Origin of the sequence: Sphingopyxis sp. PET50 (assembly GCF_025244705.1) — a bacterium.
Classification (GTDB): domain Bacteria; phylum Pseudomonadota; class Alphaproteobacteria; order Sphingomonadales; family Sphingomonadaceae; genus Sphingopyxis.
Genome location: NZ_CP104207.1, coordinates 519,194 through 539,017 on the forward strand (window position 1 = coordinate 519,194; position 19,824 = coordinate 539,017).

Here is a 19,824-nt window from a genome sequence, read left to right on the forward strand (position 1 = left end):
GCCTCGCCTTCGCCTGCGTGCAAGGGACGGCTGCGCATAACCTATGCGGGAGAGATTTGGCGATGCGGTTCGACGTGGTGATCGTTGGAGCGGGGCATGGCGGCGCGCAGGTCGCGGTGGCCTTGCGCACGCAGAAGTTCGAGGGCAGCATCGCGATCATCGGCGACGAGCCCGAACTCCCCTACGAACGCCCGCCGCTGTCGAAGGAATATTTCGCCGGCGAAAAGGAATTCGAACGCATCCAGATCCGCCCCGCCAAATATTGGGACGAACGCGAAGTCACGATGCTGCTCGGCAAGCGCGTCGAGTCGGTCGACCCCGCCGCGCACAGCGTCACAACCGACACCGGGGAGACGATCGGCTATGGCAAGCTCGTCTGGGCCACGGGCGGCAGCCCGCGGATGCTGCCGATTCCCGGCGGCGACCTGCCCGGCGTGCAGGGCGTGCGGACGAAAGCCGATGCCGACGCGATGAAGGCAGCGTCGGAGACGGCCGACCAGATCGTCGTGATCGGCGGCGGCTATATCGGGCTCGAGGCCGCGGCGGTGCTGCGCAAGGCCGGCAAGCCCGTCGTGCTGCTCGAAGCGCTCGACCGCGTGCTCGCACGCGTCGCGGGCGAGGACCTGTCGCGTTTCTACGAGAAGGAGCATCGCGACCATGGTGTCGATCTGCGTCTCGGCGTGCAGGTCGTGGCGATCGAGGGCGACGCGCGCGTCACCGGCGTCCGCCTGTCGACCGGCGAGGTTATCCCCGCCGACCTCGTCATCGTCGGCATCGGCATCGTGCCCGCGATCGAACCGTTGATCGCGGCGGGCGCGGCGGGCGGCAACGGCGTGCTCGTCGATCATCATTGCAGGACCAGCCTAGCCGACATCTATGCGATCGGCGACTGCGCGGCGCACGAGAACGACTATGCCGACGGCGCGGTCATCCGGCTGGAATCGGTGCAGAATGCGAACGATCAGGCCAATGTCGTCGCCAAGGGCATTTGCGGCGACGAGGCGCGCTATCATGCCATCCCCTGGTTCTGGTCGAACCAGTACGACCTCAAGCTGCAGACCGCCGGCCTGTCCGCCGGTCACGATCAGACCGTGCTGCGCGGCAATGTGGCCGAGCGCAGCTTCTCGATCGTCTATCTGCGTCAGGGCCGGGTGATCGCGATCGACTGCGTCAACGCGACCAAGGACTATGTCCAGGGCCGGATGCTGGTCACCGCGGGATTGCAGGCGAGCGCCGAACAGCTCGCCGATACCGACACGCCGCTGAAGGCATTGTTGCCCGGTTGATCAACCCGGCGGCAATGCGCCGGCCTTGGGCTCATCGCCAAGTGCCCGCTTCAACGTCGTCTTGATATTGCGCAGCAACCGCCGCAGCGCGACGATCACGATCACCGCCGCGATCAGCATCAGCACGGCAATGACGATCGCGAGCGGCGGATAGGCGATCGCGAGCGCGAGCAGGCCGCCGGTCGCGACATCTTCGCCGGTCGACACCGCGACGTTGCTGAACGGTTCCGGACTGACGTTGACGACGGCGCGCGTCGTCGCCTTGGCGCCGTGGCTGAGCAGCGCACCGCCGCCGCCGAGCAGGAAGGCGACGGCCTGCCACGCCGGGTCCGAACTGTCGACGAGTGCCAGCGCGAGCAGTGCCCCGCCGAGCGGCCGGATGACGCTATGCACCCCGTCCCAGATCGAATCGACCCATGCGACCTTGTCGGCGAGGAATTCGGCGACGGTGCCGACTGCGGCGACCCCCAATACCCACGGGTTGGCCAATATCTGCAGTGCCTGCAGATGGTCGGGCAGCGGGAGCCAGCCGAAATGCATCGCGATCCCGGTCGCAAGGATGGTGAGATAGAGCCGCCAGCCCGCAAGCAGGCTGAGGCTGCCCGCGACACCCAGTATCTCGACGATGCTCATCGACCTGCTCCCACCATAGTCCTTTGCGATTGGTATCTTGCACCCGGCCGCCAGCGTCGGCAATGCCGGACGACAAGCAGAGCAGAGAGGATGTTCGCCGATGGCCCAGAGCGACACGGAAATATTGCCCGACGGCGCGATCCCCGCCGCGACCCTCGTCATCATGCGGCCCGCCGACAATGGCGGCCCCGATGAAATCCTGATGGTCAAGCGCGCCGCGACGATGGCCTTTGCCGCGGGGGCGATGGTTTTTCCCGGTGGCCGGATAGACCCCGACGATTATCTGGTGGCGCACCGTCACGGCTATGCCGAGATGGACCCCGACGGCGCGGCGCGGGTCGCGGCGCTCCGCGAAACGCTGGAGGAAACCGGGCTGGCTGTCGGTTGGCCGACCCTTGCCGAGGACGAGGCTCGCGCGATACGGCAGGCGCTGCTTGCCGACCGGCTCCTGTCCGCCATCCTGGACGAACGCGGCGACCGGCTGGACCTGGATGCGCTGGTGCCCTTCGCGCGCTGGTGCCCCAATTTCAAGGAAGCGCGGACCTTTGATACCCGCTTTTTCGCGGTCGCTGCGCCCGCGCACAGTCATGAGCTGACCGTCGAGGAAAGCGAGCACAGCCATATTTTCTGGGCCAGCGCCCGCGCGACGCTCGCCATGGCTGACCGCGGCGAGGTGTCGATCATCTTCCCGACCCGGCGAAATCTCGAAAAGCTGGCGCAGGTCGATGATTTTCCCGCATTTTCGGTTCATGCGACCGCGCATCCGGTCGAACTCGTCACGCCATGGATCGAGGAGCGCGAGGGAGAAGCGCATCTCTGCATTCCCGGCCATCTGGGCTATCCTGTGACGAGCGAGCCTTTCGAGCGGGTGCGGCGGGGGTAGCCGGACCACTTCCGGACAACTTTCCCTCTATTTAGCAAAATCCTAAGAAATGCTGCAGTACGGCAAAACGCCTTGCAATATCTGGCAGCGGTGCATAGAAGGGCGAGGCGGAAGCGAGTTGGAGAAGCGATTCTCGGGCTCGATTCGAGAAGATCAAAATTCCAGTGGATGGAGAAAACGATGAACTTCCTGAAAAAAGCTGCGATCTCCCTCGCCGCGACTTCGATGATTGCAGCCCCGGTGGCCGCTTCGGCTGCGCCCGCCATGTCGGCTGTGTCGTTTGACGACGTAGGCGCCGTTTCGGCCGTTGACGGCCAGAGCGAGCTGGAAGGCAGCAGCTGGATCATCGCCCTCCTGGCCCTGATCGCCATCATCGGCGGCATCGTGATCGCCGCTGGCAACAACAGCGACACCCCGACCAGCCCGTAATCGGCTCGTCTCCGTCGAATTAACAAAGGGCTCCGAGTTCTGCTCGGGGCCTTTTGCACGTCTGGAGCATCGGCAGGCGAATCGCCGGGCGTCCGGGCGACGCCCGGCGTCTAACGGGGTCAAAGGCGCGCGCGCCGATTCGCGCGGGATCGGGCGAGCGGAATCGATTGGCGCGCACGCTCCGTCGCCGCGGGGTCGATCGGTGCCAGCACGATCCGGAAAGCGTCCGGGCCGCGATCGGCGGCGGGCGATTCGCTCAGCACCTCGCCCCAGGGACCGGCGACAAGGCTGTGGCCGTAGGTGGACCGGCCGTCGGCATGCGTCCCCGCCTGCGCGGCAGCGAGGATATGGCAGCCGGTCTCGATGGCGCGCGCGCGAAGCAGGATATGCCAGTGCGCCTCGCCGGTGGACACGGTGAAGGCGGCAGGAATCGCGATCAGCGTCGCGCCGCGATCGACGAGCGCGCGATAGAGTTCGGGGAAGCGCAGATCGTAACAGATGCTGAGGCCGAGCATGCCCACAGGCGTCTCGACGACGGCCAGCGCCTCGCCTCCGGCGTAGCTCGACGATTCGCTCCAGTTCTCCCCCGACGGCAGGGACACGTCGAACATGTGAATCTTGTCATAGGTCGCGGCGATTGCCCCGTCGGCGGCGATGACATGGCTGCGGTTGACGCGCCGGTTGCCGTCGCCCGACAGGAAGGGCGCCGAGCCGCTATGGACCCATAATCCGTGGCGCCGCGCCATCGCCTGCAGCGCGGCGCTAGCCAGGGGCTGTCGCTTTCATGGAGGATATGTACGGCGGACCGCGCCCGGTCGCGGTCGAGCAGCACCGACATTTCGGGGAAAAAGGCCATGGCGGCGCCCGCCTGCGCCGCGGCGCCCAATGCGCGATCGATGACCGCCAGGTTGGCGTCGGGGTCGATGCCGCTCGTCATCTCGATGAGGGCGATCAGCGGGGGCGGGGCATCGGTGGTCATGCCGCGTGGCTAGGCCGGTGCGACGAAGCGCGCAAGCATCGCGACAGTTCAGTGGCGAGCAAGGTTCGGACGCGATAAGATGGGGCAATGTCCCATTGCCCCTCGCCGATGCCGAGCCCGCTTCGCCCCTGTCTTCCTCGCCGTCTGCGCCGCCCTTGCGCTTGCCGTGGCGCCGCCGGTTGCACTGGCGCAACAGCCGGACCCGGCCGCGAAGGTTCAGTCCGACGACTGGCTTTACGAAGGCAGCGATATTCCGCGCGATACCGCGTGGCAGTTCGGCACCCTGCCCAATGGCGTGCGTTATGCCGTGCGGAACAACAGAGTCCCGCCGGGACAGGTGTCGATCCGGGTCCGCATGGACGTGGGGTCGATGTTCGAAACCGAGAAGGAGCGGGGTTTCGCTCATCTTCTCGAGCATCTGACCTTCCGTGGATCCGAACATATTCCCGATGGCGAGGCAAAGCGCATCTGGCAGCGCTTCGGCGTCAGTTTCGGCAGCGACAGCAATGCCCAAACCACGCCGACGCAGACCGTTTATCAACTCGACCTGCCGAGCGCGACGCCCGCGAACCTCGACGAAAGTGTGAAACTGCTCGCCGGCATGGTGCGCGAGCCGGGCATGTCGGAAGCCGCCGTGGCCGCCGAACGCGGCGTCGTGATGTCCGAACTGCGCGAATCCGATGGCCCGCAAAAGCGGATCGCGGATCAGACGACGGCCCATCTCTTTGCCGGACAGTTGCTGGGCGACCGCTCGCCCATTGGCACGAATGAATCGCTCGCCGCCGCGCGTGCCGACACGGTCCGGGCGTTCCACAGCCGCTGGTACAGGCCCGACCGCGCGATCATCGTCATCTCCGGCGACGGCGACCCAGCCGATTTCGCTCGCCTGGTCGAGAAATATTTCGGCGACTGGCAGGCCGAAGGGCTGGCCTCGCCCGCCCCGGACTTCGGAAAGCCCGACCCGAAGGCACCGGTCGCGACCGTCATCGTCGAGGCCGATCAGCCTGTGACGGTCACGCTGGCGATGATTCGCCCCTGGCAAAAGCGTCTCGACACCATCGAAAATACCCGGCGGCTGTATCTCGAATATTTGGCCCGGGCATTGGTCAACCGGCGGCTTGAAAACCGGGCGCGGGCGGGCGGCACATATTTGTTCGCGACCATTGATCAGGACTATCAAAGCCGCAGCGCCGATATGACCTCGGCCTTCATCGCGCCCATCGGCGATTGGCAGGCGGCGCTTGCGGATGTTCGCGGCGTCATCGCCGACGCGGTGACAACGCCGCCCTCGCAGGCCGACATAGACCGGGAGGCGAACGAAATAGAAGTCGCCCTGCGCCGGGAACTGGAAAACGCCCAGAATGAGCCGGGCGCGAAACTGGCCGACGATGTGATCCAGTCGGTCGATATCCATGAGGTCGTTTCGACGCCGCAGGGGCAGGTGGACATGTTCGCCGCCATTCGTGCCTCGGCCACGCCGGAAGTGATGCTCGATATCAGCCGCGCGATCTTCACGGCGCCGGTCTCGCGGATCATATTGACGACCCCGAAACCCGAACCCGGCGGCAACGCGGCCTTGCTCGCCGCCCTCGCTGCGCCCGCCAAGGTGCGCGACGACCGTCTCGCGGCGCTGAATGTCGATTGGAGCCAACTGCCCGCTTTCGGTCCGCCGGGGACGATCGTGTCGACGACGCCGATCCTCGGTCTGAAGACCGAAAGGATCGAGTTTGCCAACGGCGTCACGGCGCTGGTGTCCAATAACGATATCGAGCCGGGCAAAGTGCGCGTCAATGTGCGGTTCGGGACCGGAAGCCGCAGCGTCGCGGCCGATGCCGCGAACCTGTTATGGACCGGGAATTATGCGCTGACCTTCAGCGGCGTCGGACCGTGGGGGGCCCAGGAACTCGATCAGCTGACCAACGGGCGGCAGATCGGCATGAATTTTTCGGTCGAGGACGACGCCTTCGAACTGAGTGCGGAGAGCACGCTAGCCGACCTTGCGGATCAGATGAAACTGTTTGCCGGCAAGATCGCCTTTCCGCGTTGGGACAATGCGGCGGTCGAGCGGCTGCGTGTCGGCCTGCTGACCGGCTACGAACTCAACGACGCGACGCCCAGCGCGGTTCTCGAACGCAACCTCAGGGGATGGTTGACCGACAATGACGCGCGTTGGGCTCCGCCCACCAAGGCCGAGATTTCGGCTTTGACCCTGCCTGCTTTTCGCGCCTTCTGGGAACCGCGGCTCGCTGCGGGGCCGATCGAAGTGCAGATGTTCGGCGACCTGGCGTCGGTGGACTATCGCAAAATCCTGTCCGAAACCTTCGGGGCGCTTGCCATCCGCAAGCCGATCGCACCCGCATCGGGGCAGTCGGTCGCTTTTGCGAAGCATAATGTATCGCCAATGCTCGCCTATCACCGGGGGGACAGGGGGCAGGCGGCGGCGATGGTCGCCTGGCCGACGAGCGGCGGTCTTGCCAGGTCCCGCGATGCGCGCGCACTCGATGTTCTGGCGGGCATTTTCTACGACCGCCTCTTCGACCGGCTGCGCGCCGAACAGGGCGCCAGCTATAGCCCGACCGTCCTGAGCGACTGGCCGACGGGATTCGAAAACAGTGGCGGCTATGTGCTCGCGACCAGCCTGCTCGCGCCCAAGGACGTCGATCGCTTTTACGCTATTACCCGGGATATCGCGGCCGATCTTGCCGCCAACCCCGTCGGTGCCGACGAATTGGCGCGAAGCGTGGGACCGATCTACGAACGGGTTCTGCGGGCGACGACCGGCAACGCCTATTGGATGGTGTTGCTCGAAGGCGCGACGCGCGATCAGCGCGTGACGCAGGCGGCGCTTTCGATCGGAAACGACATCGCGGGCGTGACGCCCGTCGACGTCCAGCGGCTGGCCCGGGAATATCTCACTCCCGACAAGCAATGGTCGCTGGCGATCCTGCCGACCGGGATGACGCTCGCCGAAGCGTCGGCGACCGACAAGCCTGCGGTTGCGGGCGGCGGGCGTTAGGCTGCATCGACATTCAGAAGATGGCGAGCCGAAAATGGTGGTTTTCCGTGACCCGGAGCGCAGCGCACTCCATGTGCGTGAGCACCGGAAGCGCGGAAAGCCGCCATTTGCAGGCCGCCAGGGCTGAATGTCGATACAGCCTAGGGGGCTCGTCAGGCTCCCTCTTCACTCCGTTCAACGGGGCGGCGCAGCTTGCGGATGCGCGGCTCATGGTCGAGGTCGCCCTTGGTCATGATGTCACGCCGCATCTTGGCGCGCACGTCGTGGATCGACGCGATCACCGGGCCCATCGCAACGCCCAGGTCGATCAGCACCGCTTCGGCGAGCTGCAGCGAGCTTTCGAGCGTTTCGGGCACCGCGTCGTTGGCACCGGCCTTGTAGAGCGCAGCGGCATGATTGGCATCGCGCGCGCGGCTGATAACCGGCAGATCGGGATATTTCTGCTTCAACTGGCGCGTCATGCGCAGTTGCTGGACCGGATCGTCCATCGTCAGCACGATGGCGTTGGCGGTCTCGATGCCCAGCTTGTCGAGGCTGCCCGGTCTTGCCACATCAGCGAAGCGCACCGCGAAACCGTCGCGCCGCGCCGCCGCGACGGTGTCGATATCGGCGTCGACCGCGACATAGGGCCGCTCATGTTCGCGCAGCAGTTCGGCAACGGTGCGGCCGACGCGGCCGAAACCCACGACGACAGTGCGTCCCTCGGGCGTTTCATCGGCCTGCGTGTCGCCGCTGCGCATTTCGATGCGGCGGGCGATATCGTGGCCGATGCGCGCGAGCAGCGGCGTGATGGTCAGGCCGATCGCGGTGACGATCTGCCAGAATTCGGCGGTGTCACGGCTGATGATCTGCGCCTGCAGCGCGGTCGCCAGCACGATCAAGGTGGTTTCCGACGGGCTCGCCATCAACAGGCCGACCTCGGTCGCGGTGCCGCGCCGGGCGACGCTCGAAAAGCGCAGCAACGCCGCGGTCACCAGCGCCTTGATGACCACGACGCCGACCACCGCGGCGACGAGTCCGGACCATTGCGCGGCGATCGTCTTGAGATTGAGCCCCATGCCGACGCTGATCAGGAAGACCCCCAGCGCCAGCCCCTTGAACGGCGCGGTGATCGATTCGACCTCCTCATGATATTCGGTCTCCGCGATCATCAGGCCGGCGAGCAGCGCGCCGACGATCGGCGACAGGCCGACCCCCGCGGTCGCGAGCGCGGCGACGATGACGACGAGCAGGCTGGCGGCGAGGAACAGTTCGGGGTCCTTGGCGCGCGCCGCCTGCGCGAAGATGCGCGGCAGCAGGAACCAGCCGCCGATCGCGAGCGCCGCGACGACCGCCGCGGCCTGCCACAACGTCGTGAACAGCAACTCCGCGCTATCCCCCGACGCGGTCGGCGACAGCGCGGCGAGGACGAAGATGATCGGGACGAGCGCCAGATCCTCGAACAGCAGCATCGAAAAGCTGGCGCGCCCGACCGCCGATTTCGTTCCCGCGATCGGCAGCACCAGCGCGGTCGAGGAGAGGGCGAGGGCGATGCCGAGGCCATAGGCCGCGGCGGTCGAATGATTGCCGAACAGATACAGCGCCGTACCTAGGATGGCGCCCGCCAGAAACAGCTCCGCGGCGCCGATGCCGAACACCAGTTTCCGGAGCTGCCACAGGCGCCGGAACGACAGTTCGAGCCCGATCGAGAAGAGCAGCAGCACGATGCCGAGTTCGCCGAAGAGCGCGATATCCTCGGCCGAGGCGATGGTGACATGCTTCAGCCAGGGATAATCGGCGGCGAGCGCGCCCAGCCCCGACGGGCCGACGAGCAGGCCGACGAGGATGAAGCCGATCACCGGCGAAATCTTGAACCGCGCAAAGGCGGGAATAACGACGCCTGCGGCGCCGAGGACCACCAGCGCGTCGCCGATGGCCGAAGTGTCGGATTCCGTTACCATAGGGGCCGACCTTATGCAGGCCAAGCCCCGATTGGCTAGGTGGTTATGGAACCATATTTGGGGCGCCGGCGGGTCAGGCGCCCATCTTGGCTTCGAGATTTTCGACGATCGCCTCGAAGAAGCCTTCGGTGGTCAGCCAATTCTGGTCGGGGCCGATCAGCAGCGCCAGGTCCTTGGTCATCTTGCCGCCTTCGACCGTTGCGACGCACACCTTTTCCAGGTCGTCGGCGAACTTGGTCAGCGCGGCATTGTCGTCGAGCTTGCCGCGGTGCTTGAGGCCGCCGGTCCAGGCGAAGATCGACGCGATCGGATTGGTCGACGTCGCCTTGCCCTGCTGATGCATGCGATAGTGGCGCGTGACGGTGCCGTGCGCGGCTTCCGATTCGACCGTCTTGCCGTCCGGGGTCATCAGCACGCTGGTCATCAGGCCGAGCGAACCGAAACCCTGCGCGACGGTGTCCGACTGGACGTCGCCGTCGTAATTCTTGCACGCCCACACGAACTTGCCCGACCATTTCAGCGCCGATGCGACCATGTCGTCGATCAGGCGGTGTTCGTAGACGATGCCGAGCTGGTCGAACTGCGGCTTGAACTCGTCGATGAACACTTCCTCGAAGATATCCTTGAAGCGGCCGTCATAGGCCTTGAGGATGGTGTTCTTGGTCGACAGATACACCGGCCACTGGCGCGCGAGGCCGTAGTTCAGGCTGGCGCGCGCGAAGTCGCGGATCGAATCGTCGAGATTGTACATGCCCATGGCGACGCCCGACGAGGGGAACTGGAACACCTCCTCGTCGATGACCGTGCCGTCCTCGCCCTCGAACACCAGGCGCAGCTTGCCGGGGCCGGGAACGCGGAAGTCCGTCGCCTTATACTGGTCGCCGAAGGCATGACGGCCGACGACGATCGGGTCGGTCCAGCCGGGGACGAGGCGCGGGACGTTCTTCATCACGATCGGTTCGCGGAACACGACGCCGCCCAGGATGTTGCGGATCGTCCCGTTCGGCGACTTCCACATCTTCTTCAGGCCGAACTCCTCGACGCGGGCTTCGTCGGGGGTGATGGTCGCGCATTTCACGCCGACGCCATGCTTCTTGATCGCGTTCGCGGCCTCGACCGTGATCTTGTCGTCGGTGCGGTCGCGTTCCTCGATGCCGAGGTCGTAATAATGCAGGTCGATGTCGAGATAGGGCAGGATCAGCCGTTCGCGGATCCATTGCCAGATGATCCGGGTCATTTCGTCGCCATCGAGTTCGACGACCGGGTTGGCTACCTTGATCTTGCCCATATGCCTGCCTTTTCCTTGGGGAGTCGAGTTGCAGCGGGCCTTAGGCAAAGCCGAGCCTTTGGTCAAACGTCGCGGTGGGAACGGCCGCGCGGCTTATTCCGTTGTCAGTGGGAAATCCCGACCTTAGAATGAGCGCCCATGTCCTCCATCTCTTCCAACCGCCCCGGTGGCGGTATCAAATGGCATTGGCCGTCCGTCCATCCCGAAGGACGCAAATTCGTCCTGATCGCTGCCATCGTCACCCTCTGCTTCTGGTTGCTCGGCTGGGAGATCATAGGCTGGCTGATGCTCGGCATCACGATCTGGGTCGCGGCTTTCTTCCGCGATCCGGTGCGCGTCACCCCGACCGGCAGCGACGTGATCATCGCGCCCGCCGACGGGTTGGTGACCCAGATCGCCGAAGTGCCGCCGCCGCCCGAGATCGCCGGTGCCGACGGGTTGGGCGACACGCCGATGCTGCGCGTGTCGATTTTCATGAGCGTCTTCGACGTCCATATCAACCGCACGCCGATCGGGGGAACGTTGCGCAAGATCGTCTATATCCCCGGAAAATTCGTCAACGCCGACCTCGACAAGGCCAGCGAGGAGAATGAGCGCCAGCATTTCGTCGTGGAACGCGCCGACGGGGTGCGTATCGGCTTCACCCAGATCGCCGGGCTCGTCGCGCGGCGCATCCTGCCCTTCGTCAGCATGGGGCAGGACGTCTCGACCGGGCAGCGCATCGGGCTGATCCGCTTCGGCAGCCGGGTCGATGTCTATCTGCCGCTGGGTACGGCGCCGCAGGTGCTGCGTGGCCAGCGCACGCTGGCGGGCGAGACGGTCATCGCGCGGATCGGCACCTCGCAGACGATCGACGGCATCGCGCAATAATGCCCGAGTCCGATCAAATTCCCGCGGATGCCGCCGGGCGCCGGATCGGCGGCATCAGCCTGCGCGCCTTCCCGCCCAATGCGATCACCGTGCTGGCGCTGTGCTTCGGGCTGACCGGCGTGCGTTTCGCGATCGGCGGGCAGTTCGAATATGCGATCGGCTCGGTGATCTTCGCGGGCGTGCTCGACGGCATGGACGGACGCATCGCACGCCTGCTGCGCGCGCAGAGCAAGTTCGGCGCCGAACTCGACTCGCTGTCCGACGTGATCGCCTTTGGCGTGGCGCCGGCGATGATCCTCTTCCTCTGGTCGCTGACCGATGCGCCGAAATTCGGCTGGACCGCGGCGCTCGCGCTCGCGGTGTGCTGCGCGCTGCGGCTCGCGCGCTTCAATTCGCGGATGGATGCGGAATTCCAGCCGCACAAGTCGGCGGGTTTCATGACCGGGATTCCCGCCCCGGCGGGGGCGGGGCTGTCCTTCGTGCCCGTCTATCTGTGGCTGGTCACGGGAAACGAACTGTTCCGCCAATGGTATCTGGTGATGCCTTGGGCGCTCGGCGTCGCGATGCTGATGATCTCGGCGATCCCGACCTATAGCTGGTCGTCGATCCGCCTGCGCCGCTCGTGGCGGATATTCGCCTTGGCGGGCGTCGGGCTGTTCGGCGCGGCGCTGGTTACCGCGCCGTGGTGGACGTTGATCGCGGTCAGCACCGTCTATCTGACGCTGCTGCCGTTCGGCATCGCCAGCTATGCGCGCATCAGGCGGCGCGGCTGAGCAGAGGACGGACGGTCGGGGCGGCACGCAGCGGCCGCGGAACGTCGCGGCGCGTCGTACGGCCGGTGCAGCGGAACGGCGCCGTTCGCCGGACCGGTCGCCGGTCCGGCGATGATCGGGAAGGCGCCTTCGCCGAGCAGGGCCGAGAGAATCGCAGTTTCGTTATTCTTCAGCATCGCCAGGATCACGGTGATGCCGAGCCCGGCGGCGACGGCGAAGAGGAGAGCGGCGGCGAGCTGAACCATCATCTTGTCCTTCCGGTTTCTTTGTGCGAAACCATGTCTCGAACGACGGCTCCGTTACGCGCTTCGTTCCATGTTCCTGTTTTGTTCTCAACACGTTTGCGACGAATGGAGTCATTTTGTCGCCGGAATGAGTCCGTCCGCGTTGCGGATGCGGCGCTCGACGCGACGGAAAACGCGCTTTGCCGCTTGCTTTTGACGGCGGCTGCCGCTAACGGCCCGCCCATTCCACATGGAAGGCGCACATAAACCGGTGCCGGGTCATCCGCTTGCGGACCCCGGTTCTTGCTTTCCAGAGGACCAACCGGAAGGAGAAAGACCATGGCGGCACCTGTCGTCACGATGCAGAATCTTATCGAGGCTGGCGCCCACTTCGGCCACCAGACCCACCGCTGGAACCCGCGCATGAAGCCGTATATCTTCGGCGCGCGCAACGGCATCCACATCCTCGACCTGTCGCAGACCGTGCCGCTCTTCGCGCGCGCCCTCGACTTCGTCGCCTCGACCTCGGCCGCGGGCGGCAAGGTCCTGTTCGTCGGCACCAAGCGCCAGGCGCAGGGTCCGATTGCCGATGCGGCCCGCGCTTCGGGCCAGCATTTCGTCAACCACCGCTGGCTGGGCGGCATGCTCACCAACTGGAAGACGATCTCGAACTCGATCAAGCGCCTCAAGACGCTCGAGGAACAGCTCTCGGGCGACACCTCGGGCCTCACCAAGAAGGAAGTGCTCAACCGCACCCGTGAACGCGACAAGCTTGAAATGTCGCTCGGTGGCATCCGCGACATGGGCGGCATTCCCGACGTGATGTTCGTGATCGACGCGAACAAGGAAGAGCTGGCGATCAAGGAAGCCAATGTTCTCGGCATCCCCGTCGTCGCGATCCTCGATTCGAACGTCTCGCCCGACGGCATCGCTTTCCCGGTTCCGGCGAACGACGACGCGGCCCGCGCGATCCGCCTGTACTGCGACGCCGTGGCGCAGGCCGCGACCCGCGGCGGCCAGCAGGCGCGCGCCGATCGCGGCGAAGACCTGGGCGCATCGGTCGAACCCGTCGCCGAACCGGTGCTGGCTGAAGAAGCTCCGGTTGCCGAAGCCGCCGCTCCGGTGACCGAGGACGAACAGGTCCCGGCCGAAGCTGCCGCCGAAACCGAACGCCAGAGCGACGCGTAATCGCTCGCGTGCGTGACGGGACGGCGCGGCACCACGCTCGCGCCGTCCCTGTCATCGCTTTGACTTATCGCCCCGTCATGCGCGCGGGCGTCCCGCGAGCCGGACGGGCTCGCCCCTTTTGAAAGGATTATCCCATGGCTGAGATTACGGCCGCTCTCGTCAAGGAACTGCGCGACCGCACCGGCGCGGGTATGATGGACTGCAAGAAGGCGCTCGCCGAAAACAACGGCGACATCGAGGCGTCGATCGACTGGCTGCGCACCAAGGGCCTCGCCGCCGCCGCCAAGAAGGCCGAGCCGCGTCGCTGCCGAAGGTCTGGTCGGTGTCGCCACTGACGGCACCCGCGGCGCGATGGTCGAGGTCAACAGCGAAACGGACTTCGTCGGCAAGAATGAGCAGTTCCAGAGCTTCGTCCGCGACGTGACGCAGGTCGCGCTCGCGAACGGCATCACCGACATCGACGCGCTGGCCGCCGCCGCCTATCCCGCCGGCGGCACCGTCGCCGAAAAGCTGACGAGCAACATCGCGACGATCGGCGAGAACCAGTCGCTGCGCCGCGCCGCGATCCTGTCGGTCGGCTCGGGCGTCGTCACCGGCTATGTCCACAACGCCGCCGCGCCCGGCATGGGCAAGATCGGTGTGCTCGTCGCGCTCGAATCGACCGCGGGCGCCGACGTTCTGGAACCGCTCGGCAAGCAGCTGGCGATGCACGTCGCCGCCGCCAACCCGCTGGCGCTGAACGGCGACGATCTCGACGCCGACCTCGTCGCGCGCGAACGCGCGATCGCCGAGGAAAAGGCCGCCCAGTCGGGCAAGCCCGCCGACATCGTGACCAAGATGGTCGATGGTGCGATCGCCAAGTTCCGCAAGGAAAACGCCCTGCTGTCGCAGCTGTTCGTGATGGACGGCAAGACCCCGGTAGCCGAAGTCGTCGCCGCCGTGCGGCAAGGATGTCGGCGCGACGATCACGCTCAAGGGCTTCACCCGCTTCCAGCTCGGCGAAGGCATCGAGAAGGAAGAAAGCGATTTCGCGGCGGAAGTCGCGGCGGTCGTCGGCGTCTAAAAAGAAACGCGGGATTGCGGCGCACCCGCGCGGCAGTCCGCTTGGCAATGGCGCGCACTCTGACTAGGGTGCGCGCCATTCGCATATAGTGAGTAGCGAGAGGTTCCCCCCGACATGGCATTGCCCGGCATGAAACGCATTTTGCTCAAGCTGTCGGGCGAGGCGTTGATGGGCTCGACCCCCTTCGGCATCGACCCCGAGACGGTCGCGAGCATGGCGGCCGAGGTCAAGGAAGCCAAGGACCGCGGGCTCGAAATCTGCCTCGTCATCGGCGGTGGCAACATCTTCCGCGGCATGGCGGGGGCGGCCAAGGGCATGGACCGCGCGCAGGCCGACTATATGGGAATGCTCGCGACGGTGATGAACGCGCTCGCGATGCAGAATGCGCTCGAACAGCTCGGCGTCCAGACGCGTGTCCAGTCGGCGATCGAGATGGACAAGGTATGCGAACCGGTGATCCGCCGCCGCGCCGAACGCCACCTCGAAAAGGGCCGGGTGGTGATCTTCGCCGCAGGCGTCGGCGCGCCTTACTTCACCACCGACAGTGGCGCCGCGCTGCGCGCCGCCGAAATGAAGTGCGACGCGCTCTTGAAGGGCACCAGCGTTGACGGCGTGTATAACGCCGATCCCAAGCAGGATCCCAAGGCGGTCCGCTACGACACATTGGGCTATGACCGGGTGCTCGCCGACAATCTGAAGGTGATGGACGCCAGCGCGGTGGCGCTGTGCCGCGACAACCATATCCCGATCGTGGTGTTCAACATCCGCGAGGCGGGCAATCTGGCACGCGTGCTGGCGGGCGAGGGTATCTCGACCGTCGTCAGCGACGCCGCCGGACACGCATAGAGAGGATTAAGACGATGGCGAAATATGACAAGGCCGATCTCGAGCGCCGGATGCACGGTGCGGTCGAATCGCTGAAGAGCGACCTCGCGGGCCTGCGCACCGGCCGCGCGCACAGCGCGCTGCTCGATCCGGTGACGGTCGAGGTCTATGGCAGTCACATGCCGCTCAACCAGGTCGCCTCGGTCAGCGCCCCCGAACCGCGCATGCTGTCGGTGCAGGTGTGGGACAAGTCGAACGTCGGCCCGGTCGACAAAGCGATCCGCTCGGCGGGCCTCGGCCTCAACCCGATCGTCGACGGCCAGACTTTGCGCCTGCCGATCCCCGAAATGACGCAGGAGCGCCGCAAGGAGCTGTCGAAGCTCGTGCGGCCAATATGCAGAAAAGGCGCGCGTCGCGGTGCGGAACGTCCGCCGCGACGGCATGGACAATCTCAAGACCGATGAGAACAAGAAGGAAATCAGCGAGGACGAGCGCAAGCGCGCCGAAACCGAGGTCCAGAAGCTGACCGACGCGACGATCGCCGAGATCGATGCGGCGGCTGCGGCCAAGGAAAAGGAAATCCTGGGTTAGTGCCTGTTCGCGATCCGCTGTTCCCCAATAGTGCCGATTCCCCGAGCGAAGACGAGGGGCTCTTTCGAGCGAAGCGAGAAACCATGCCCTGCGCGCACCTCGACTTCGCTCGGCGGGGCCCCTCGTCTTCGCTCGGGGAATGGGTTTTGTTTGGTTTGACGCGTGTCTGACCATCGCCAAGCCGCGCGCCATGTCGCGATCATCATGGACGGCAATGGCCGCTGGGCGAAGAAGCGGCTGCTCCCCCGCGTCGCCGGGCACAAGGCGGGCGTCGAAGCGGTGCGCACCATCGTCCGCGCGGCGGGCGACATGGGGCTGGAGGCACTGACGCTCTACGCCTTCTCGTCGGAGAATTGGAAACGGCCCGAGGAAGAAATTTCCGATCTGATGGGGCTGATGAAGCGCTTCATCCTCTCCGACCTCGACGAATTCGCCGCAAACGACGTGAAGCTGAAGGTCATCGGCAATTGGCGCGCACTCGCGCCCGATGTCGTCGCGCTGATCGACAACGCGCTCGAACGCACGGCTGGCAACAAGCGCACCACGCTCGCGGTCGCGCTCAACTATGGCGCACAGGACGAACTCGTGCGGGCGGCGACCGCCGCCGCCGCTGAAGGCGCGATCACCGCCGAGGCGATCGAGGCGCATCTCGACACCGTCGGCATGCCGCCACTTGACCTGCTCATCCGCACCTCGGGCGAGGTGCGGCTATCGAACTTCCTGCTCTGGCAGTCGGCCTATGCCGAGCTCTATTTCACCGACCAGTTGTGGCCAGATTTCAAGCCCGCCGATCTGCAGGCGGCGCTCGACCAATTTGCGCGGCGCGAACGCCGCTATGGGGGACTCTAAGCTATGGCGGCAGGCAAATCGGACCTGATGGTGCGCGTCGGATCGGCGATCGTGCTGGTGGCGATCGCGGGCGCGGCGCTCTGGTTCGGCGGCATCGCTTTCGCGTTGCTGCTCCTCTTCGGCGCCGCGCTGTTGCTCGTCGAATGGTTCGCGCTGGTGCGCGCGATGACGCTCGGCGGGGGAGCCAGGGCGGCGCTCCTCGTCTTGGGGCCGGTGCTGACGATCGGCGCGGTCGGCGGGTTGTGGTTCATCCGCGACACGCTCGGGATGACCGCGGCCCTGTGGGTGTTCGCGATGGTATGGGCGACCGACATCGGCGCCTATTTCGCCGGGCGCGCCTTCGGCGGCGCGCGGCTCGCGCCCCGGATCAGCCCGTCGAAAACCTGGTCGGGGCTGTTCGGCGGCATGATCGCGGCATTGATTGCGGGCGCGGCGCTCGGCGACCGCGCGGGCATCGTCGGCGTGCCTTTGTGGATCGGCCTCGTCATGGGCCTGATTGCCCAGCTCGGCGACCTCGGCGAAAGCTGGATGAAGCGCCGCGCCGGCGTCAAGGATTCGGGCAAGCTGATCCCCGGCCACGGCGGCGTCTTCGACCGCGTCGACGGGCTGCTGCCCGTGGCGCTGATCCTCGGCGGTCTCGCGCTGGCCGGGACGCTCGCGGTGCGGGTGGCGCACTGAGATGACACGCCGCCTCTCGCTGTTCGGTGCGACGGGATCGGTCGGGCAATCGGCCCTCGATCTCGTGCGCCGCGACGGCGAGGCATGGCAGGTCGGTGTGCTCACCGCGAACAGCGACGTCGCCGAACTGGCGCGGCTGGCATTGGAGTTTCGCCCCGATCTCGTCGTGATTGCCGACGAGGCGCGTTACGAGGAGCTCAAGGTAGCGCTGGCCGGGACGAACATCGGTGTGGCCATGCGGCGCGGAGGCGCTGGTCGAAGCCGCGGCCTCTCCGGCCGATCTGGTCCTTGCGTCGATCGTCGGCACCGCGGGGCTGGCCCCGACGATGGCGGCGCTGGAGGCAGGATGCAATGTCGCGCTGGCCAACAAGGAATCGCTGGTTTCAGCGGGCGAGCTGATGATCGCCGCGGCGCGCAAATCGGGCGCCACCATCCTGCCGGTCGACAGCGAGCATAATGCGATCTTTCAGTGTCTCGCGGGCGGGCGCATCGAGCAGGTGCGCCGCATCATCCTGACCGCCAGCGGCGGGCCGTTCCGCACGATGGAGGCCGAGGCGATGGCGCGCGTCACCCCGGCGCAGGCGGTCGCGCATCCCAACTGGTCGATGGGTGCCAAGATCAGCGTCGATTCGGCGACGATGATGAACAAGGGTCTCGAACTGATCGAGGCGCATCATCTGTTCCCGGTCGGGCTCGACCGCATCGAAATCCTCGTCCATCCGCAGTCGGTGGTCCACAGCCTGGTCGAATTTATCGACTGCTCGACGTTGGCGCAGCTCGGATCGCCCGACATGCGGATTCCCATCGGCAGTGCGCTCGCCTGGCCCGATCGCATGGCGACACCCTGCGCGCCGCTCGATCTTGCCGGCATCGCGCGCCTCGATTTCGAAGCGCCGGACGAGGCCCGCTTCCCGGCTACCGCGCTCTGCCGCGCCGCGATTGCCGAGGGCGGCGCGCGCCCGGCGCAGCTCAACGCCGCGAACGAGGTTGCGGTGGCCGCCTTCCTCGCCGGGCGCATTTCCTTTCCCGCGATCGTCGATACCGTGAAGCGCGTGCTCGATACCGAGGCACCGCCGGTGCCGGCATCGCTTCACGACATATTCAGCGTCGATGCCGCATCCCGCGCGGCCGCGCAGCATTTTGTGGATCAGCTCGAACATGTCTAGCGTGCCTTATTGGCTCTATGTCGTCGCCTTTCTGCTCGTGCTCGGGCCGCTCGTGTTCGTCCACGAATACGGACATTATATCGTCGGCCGCTGGTGCGGGGTGAAGGCGGACACCTTTTCGATCGGCTTCGGGCGCAAGATCCTCGGCTGGACCGACAGGCGCGGTACCGAATGGAAGATCGGCTGGCTGCCGCTCGGCGGCTACGTCCAGTTCGCGGGCGACCGCGATGCGGTCAGCCAGCCCGACGCCGAATGGCAGTCGCTGCCTTCCGAAGAGCGCTCGCACACCTTTCCCGCGCAACCGGTGTGGAAACGCGCGCTGATCGTCGCCGCCGGACCGGTGACCAATTTCCTGTTCGCGATCCTGATCCTCGCCGGCTTCGCGGCCTTTGTCGGGACGCCCACGACGCCTGCGGTCGTCGGCGCGGTGATAAAGGGTTCGGCCGCCGACGCCGCGGGCCTTCGCGGCGGCGACCGCATCCTGTCGGTCGACGGGCGCATGATGGAGGTGTTCACCGACATCCCGATGGCGGTCGCGCACCGGCCGGGCGAGACGATGGACGTCCGGATCGAACGCGGAGGGCAGCAGCACACGCTTCGCATGACGCCGCGGCCGATTAAGGAAAAGGACGATTTCGGCAATGTGACCGAACGTGCGGTCATCGGCATCGCGCCGGGAAAGCGCGTGTTCGAGACAGTGCCGCTGGCCGAGGCGCCGCTTGTGGCCTTTCGCCAGACCGCACAGATCGTGCGCCAGACGGTCGAGGTTCTCGGGCAGCTCCTCACCGGCAACCGCTCGATCAAGGACCTCAGCGGCCCGCTCAAGATTGCCAAGGTTTCGGGCGAAGCCGCGACGCTCGGCCCGGATTCGCTGATCTTCCTGATCGCGCTCATCTCCATCAATCTGGGGTTCATCAACCTGTTGCCATTGCCCATGCTCGATGGAGGACATCTGCTTTTCTACGGCTATGAGGCGATCCGGCGGCGTCCGGCGCCCCCTGCGGCGCAGGAATGGGCCTTTCGATTCGGCTTCGCGGCGATCGTCATGCTCATGCTGGTCGTGACTTTCAATGATTTGGCCTCATTCGGGCTGTGGGACGGGATCGCGCGCTTGATTGGATAAGCGGACTCGTGCAGGAGAGC

16 protein-coding genes and 4 pseudogenes are annotated in these 19,824 nt (G+C 66.0%); 15 read left to right on the forward strand and 5 right to left on the reverse strand.

Going from position 1 to position 19,824, the window contains the following annotated elements:
• The first annotated feature begins 62 nt into the window (after nt 1–62).
• Nucleotides 63–1,286 (forward strand): NAD(P)/FAD-dependent oxidoreductase, encoded by a 1,224-nt coding sequence (locus N0A20_RS02730; RefSeq protein ID WP_260582497.1) that lies wholly within the window; start codon nt 63–65, stop codon nt 1,284–1,286.
• Here N0A20_RS02730 and N0A20_RS02735 read toward each other — a convergent pair whose 3' ends face one another.
• Nucleotides 1,287–1,919, reverse strand: coding sequence for a DUF4126 domain-containing protein (locus tag N0A20_RS02735; protein WP_260582498.1), 633 nt, complete (start codon nt 1,917–1,919; stop codon nt 1,287–1,289).
• 100 nt (nt 1,920–2,019) lie between these two features.
• Here N0A20_RS02735 and N0A20_RS02740 point away from each other — a divergent pair, with 100 nt between their 5' ends.
• Together N0A20_RS02740 and N0A20_RS02745 are read left to right on the forward strand one after the other, a co-directional pair.
• Nucleotides 2,020–2,802, forward strand: a complete 783-nt coding sequence (locus tag N0A20_RS02740; RefSeq protein WP_260582499.1) for an NUDIX domain-containing protein — start codon at nt 2,020–2,022, stop codon at nt 2,800–2,802.
• Between the two features lie 180 nt (nt 2,803–2,982).
• Nucleotides 2,983–3,231: a hypothetical protein gene (locus tag N0A20_RS02745; RefSeq protein ID WP_260582500.1), complete on the forward strand. Its 249-nt coding sequence runs from the start codon at nt 2,983–2,985 to the stop codon at nt 3,229–3,231.
• A gap of 119 nt (nt 3,232–3,350) precedes the next feature.
• Here N0A20_RS02745 and N0A20_RS02750 read toward each other — a convergent pair.
• Nucleotides 3,351–4,117 (reverse strand): annotated as a pseudogene (locus N0A20_RS02750) (carbon-nitrogen hydrolase family protein).
• Here N0A20_RS02750 and N0A20_RS02755 point away from each other — a divergent pair.
• On the forward strand, nt 4,086–4,223 hold the full coding sequence (locus tag N0A20_RS02755) for a hypothetical protein (RefSeq protein WP_260583994.1): 138 nt from the start codon (nt 4,086–4,088) through the stop codon (nt 4,221–4,223). The pseudogene N0A20_RS02750 and the gene N0A20_RS02755 overlap by 32 nt on opposite strands.
• A 153-nt stretch (nt 4,224–4,376) precedes the next feature.
• Complete coding sequence (locus tag N0A20_RS02760) at nt 4,377–7,226, forward strand: M16 family metallopeptidase (RefSeq protein WP_260582501.1); 2,850 nt, start codon at nt 4,377–4,379, stop codon at nt 7,224–7,226.
• 152 nt (nt 7,227–7,378) lie between these two features.
• On the opposite strand, the gene N0A20_RS02765 is transcribed toward N0A20_RS02760, so the two are convergent.
• Both N0A20_RS02765 and N0A20_RS02770 read right to left on the reverse strand, forming a co-directional pair.
• The gene (locus tag N0A20_RS02765) at nt 7,379–9,166 is read right to left on the reverse strand and encodes a cation:proton antiporter (protein WP_260582502.1); all 1,788 of its coding nucleotides are present in this window, start codon (nt 9,164–9,166) and stop codon (nt 7,379–7,381) included.
• A 73-nt stretch (nt 9,167–9,239) separates the two neighbouring features.
• Nucleotides 9,240–10,454: an NADP-dependent isocitrate dehydrogenase gene (locus N0A20_RS02770; RefSeq protein ID WP_260582503.1), complete on the reverse strand. Its 1,215-nt coding sequence runs from the start codon at nt 10,452–10,454 to the stop codon at nt 9,240–9,242.
• 138 nt (nt 10,455–10,592) lie between these two features.
• Between N0A20_RS02770 and N0A20_RS02775 the strand changes: the two genes are divergently transcribed.
• Nucleotides 10,593–11,324, forward strand: coding sequence for a phosphatidylserine decarboxylase (locus N0A20_RS02775; protein ID WP_260582504.1), 732 nt, complete (start codon nt 10,593–10,595; stop codon nt 11,322–11,324).
• Nucleotides 11,324–12,097 carry a phosphatidylcholine/phosphatidylserine synthase gene (locus tag N0A20_RS02780; RefSeq protein WP_260582505.1) on the forward strand — a complete coding sequence of 258 codons (774 nt, stop codon included), beginning with the start codon at nt 11,324–11,326 and terminating at the stop codon, nt 12,095–12,097. Before N0A20_RS02775 ends, N0A20_RS02780 begins: the two co-directional genes overlap by 1 nt.
• On the opposite strand, the gene N0A20_RS02785 is transcribed toward N0A20_RS02780, so the two are convergent.
• Entirely contained in the window at nt 12,070–12,345 is a 276-nt protein-coding gene (locus N0A20_RS02785; protein WP_260582506.1) for a hypothetical protein, read from the reverse strand. The genes N0A20_RS02780 and N0A20_RS02785 overlap by 28 nt on opposite strands.
• A 315-nt stretch (nt 12,346–12,660) precedes the next feature.
• Between N0A20_RS02785 and rpsB the strand changes: the two genes are divergently transcribed.
• From rpsB to rseP, 8 genes and pseudogenes are all read left to right on the forward strand, one after another.
• Nucleotides 12,661–13,509 carry a 30S ribosomal protein S2 gene (gene rpsB / locus N0A20_RS02790; RefSeq protein WP_260582507.1) on the forward strand — a complete coding sequence of 283 codons (849 nt, stop codon included), beginning with the start codon at nt 12,661–12,663 and terminating at the stop codon, nt 13,507–13,509.
• Between the two features lie 134 nt (nt 13,510–13,643).
• Nucleotides 13,644–14,572, forward strand: a pseudogene (gene tsf / locus N0A20_RS02795) (translation elongation factor Ts).
• 114 nt (nt 14,573–14,686) lie between these two features.
• Complete coding sequence (pyrH, locus tag N0A20_RS02800) at nt 14,687–15,418, forward strand: UMP kinase (protein ID WP_260582508.1); 732 nt, start codon at nt 14,687–14,689, stop codon at nt 15,416–15,418.
• Nucleotides 15,419–15,432: 14 nt separating this feature from the next.
• Nucleotides 15,433–15,988, forward strand: a pseudogene (gene frr, locus N0A20_RS02805) (ribosome recycling factor).
• 204 nt (nt 15,989–16,192) lie between these two features.
• Complete coding sequence (gene uppS / locus N0A20_RS02810) at nt 16,193–16,837, forward strand: polyprenyl diphosphate synthase (RefSeq protein ID WP_409574763.1); 645 nt, start codon at nt 16,193–16,195, stop codon at nt 16,835–16,837.
• A gap of 3 nt (nt 16,838–16,840) precedes the next feature.
• Nucleotides 16,841–17,515, forward strand: coding sequence for a phosphatidate cytidylyltransferase (locus N0A20_RS02815; RefSeq protein ID WP_260582510.1), 675 nt, complete (start codon nt 16,841–16,843; stop codon nt 17,513–17,515).
• 1 nt (nt 17,516) lies between these two features.
• A pseudogene (locus tag N0A20_RS02820) lies at nt 17,517–18,681 on the forward strand (1-deoxy-D-xylulose-5-phosphate reductoisomerase).
• Complete coding sequence (gene rseP, locus N0A20_RS02825) at nt 18,674–19,804, forward strand: RIP metalloprotease RseP (protein ID WP_260582511.1); 1,131 nt, start codon at nt 18,674–18,676, stop codon at nt 19,802–19,804. Before N0A20_RS02820 ends, rseP begins: the two are co-directional and overlap by 8 nt.
• Nucleotides 19,805–19,824 lie beyond the last annotated feature (20 nt).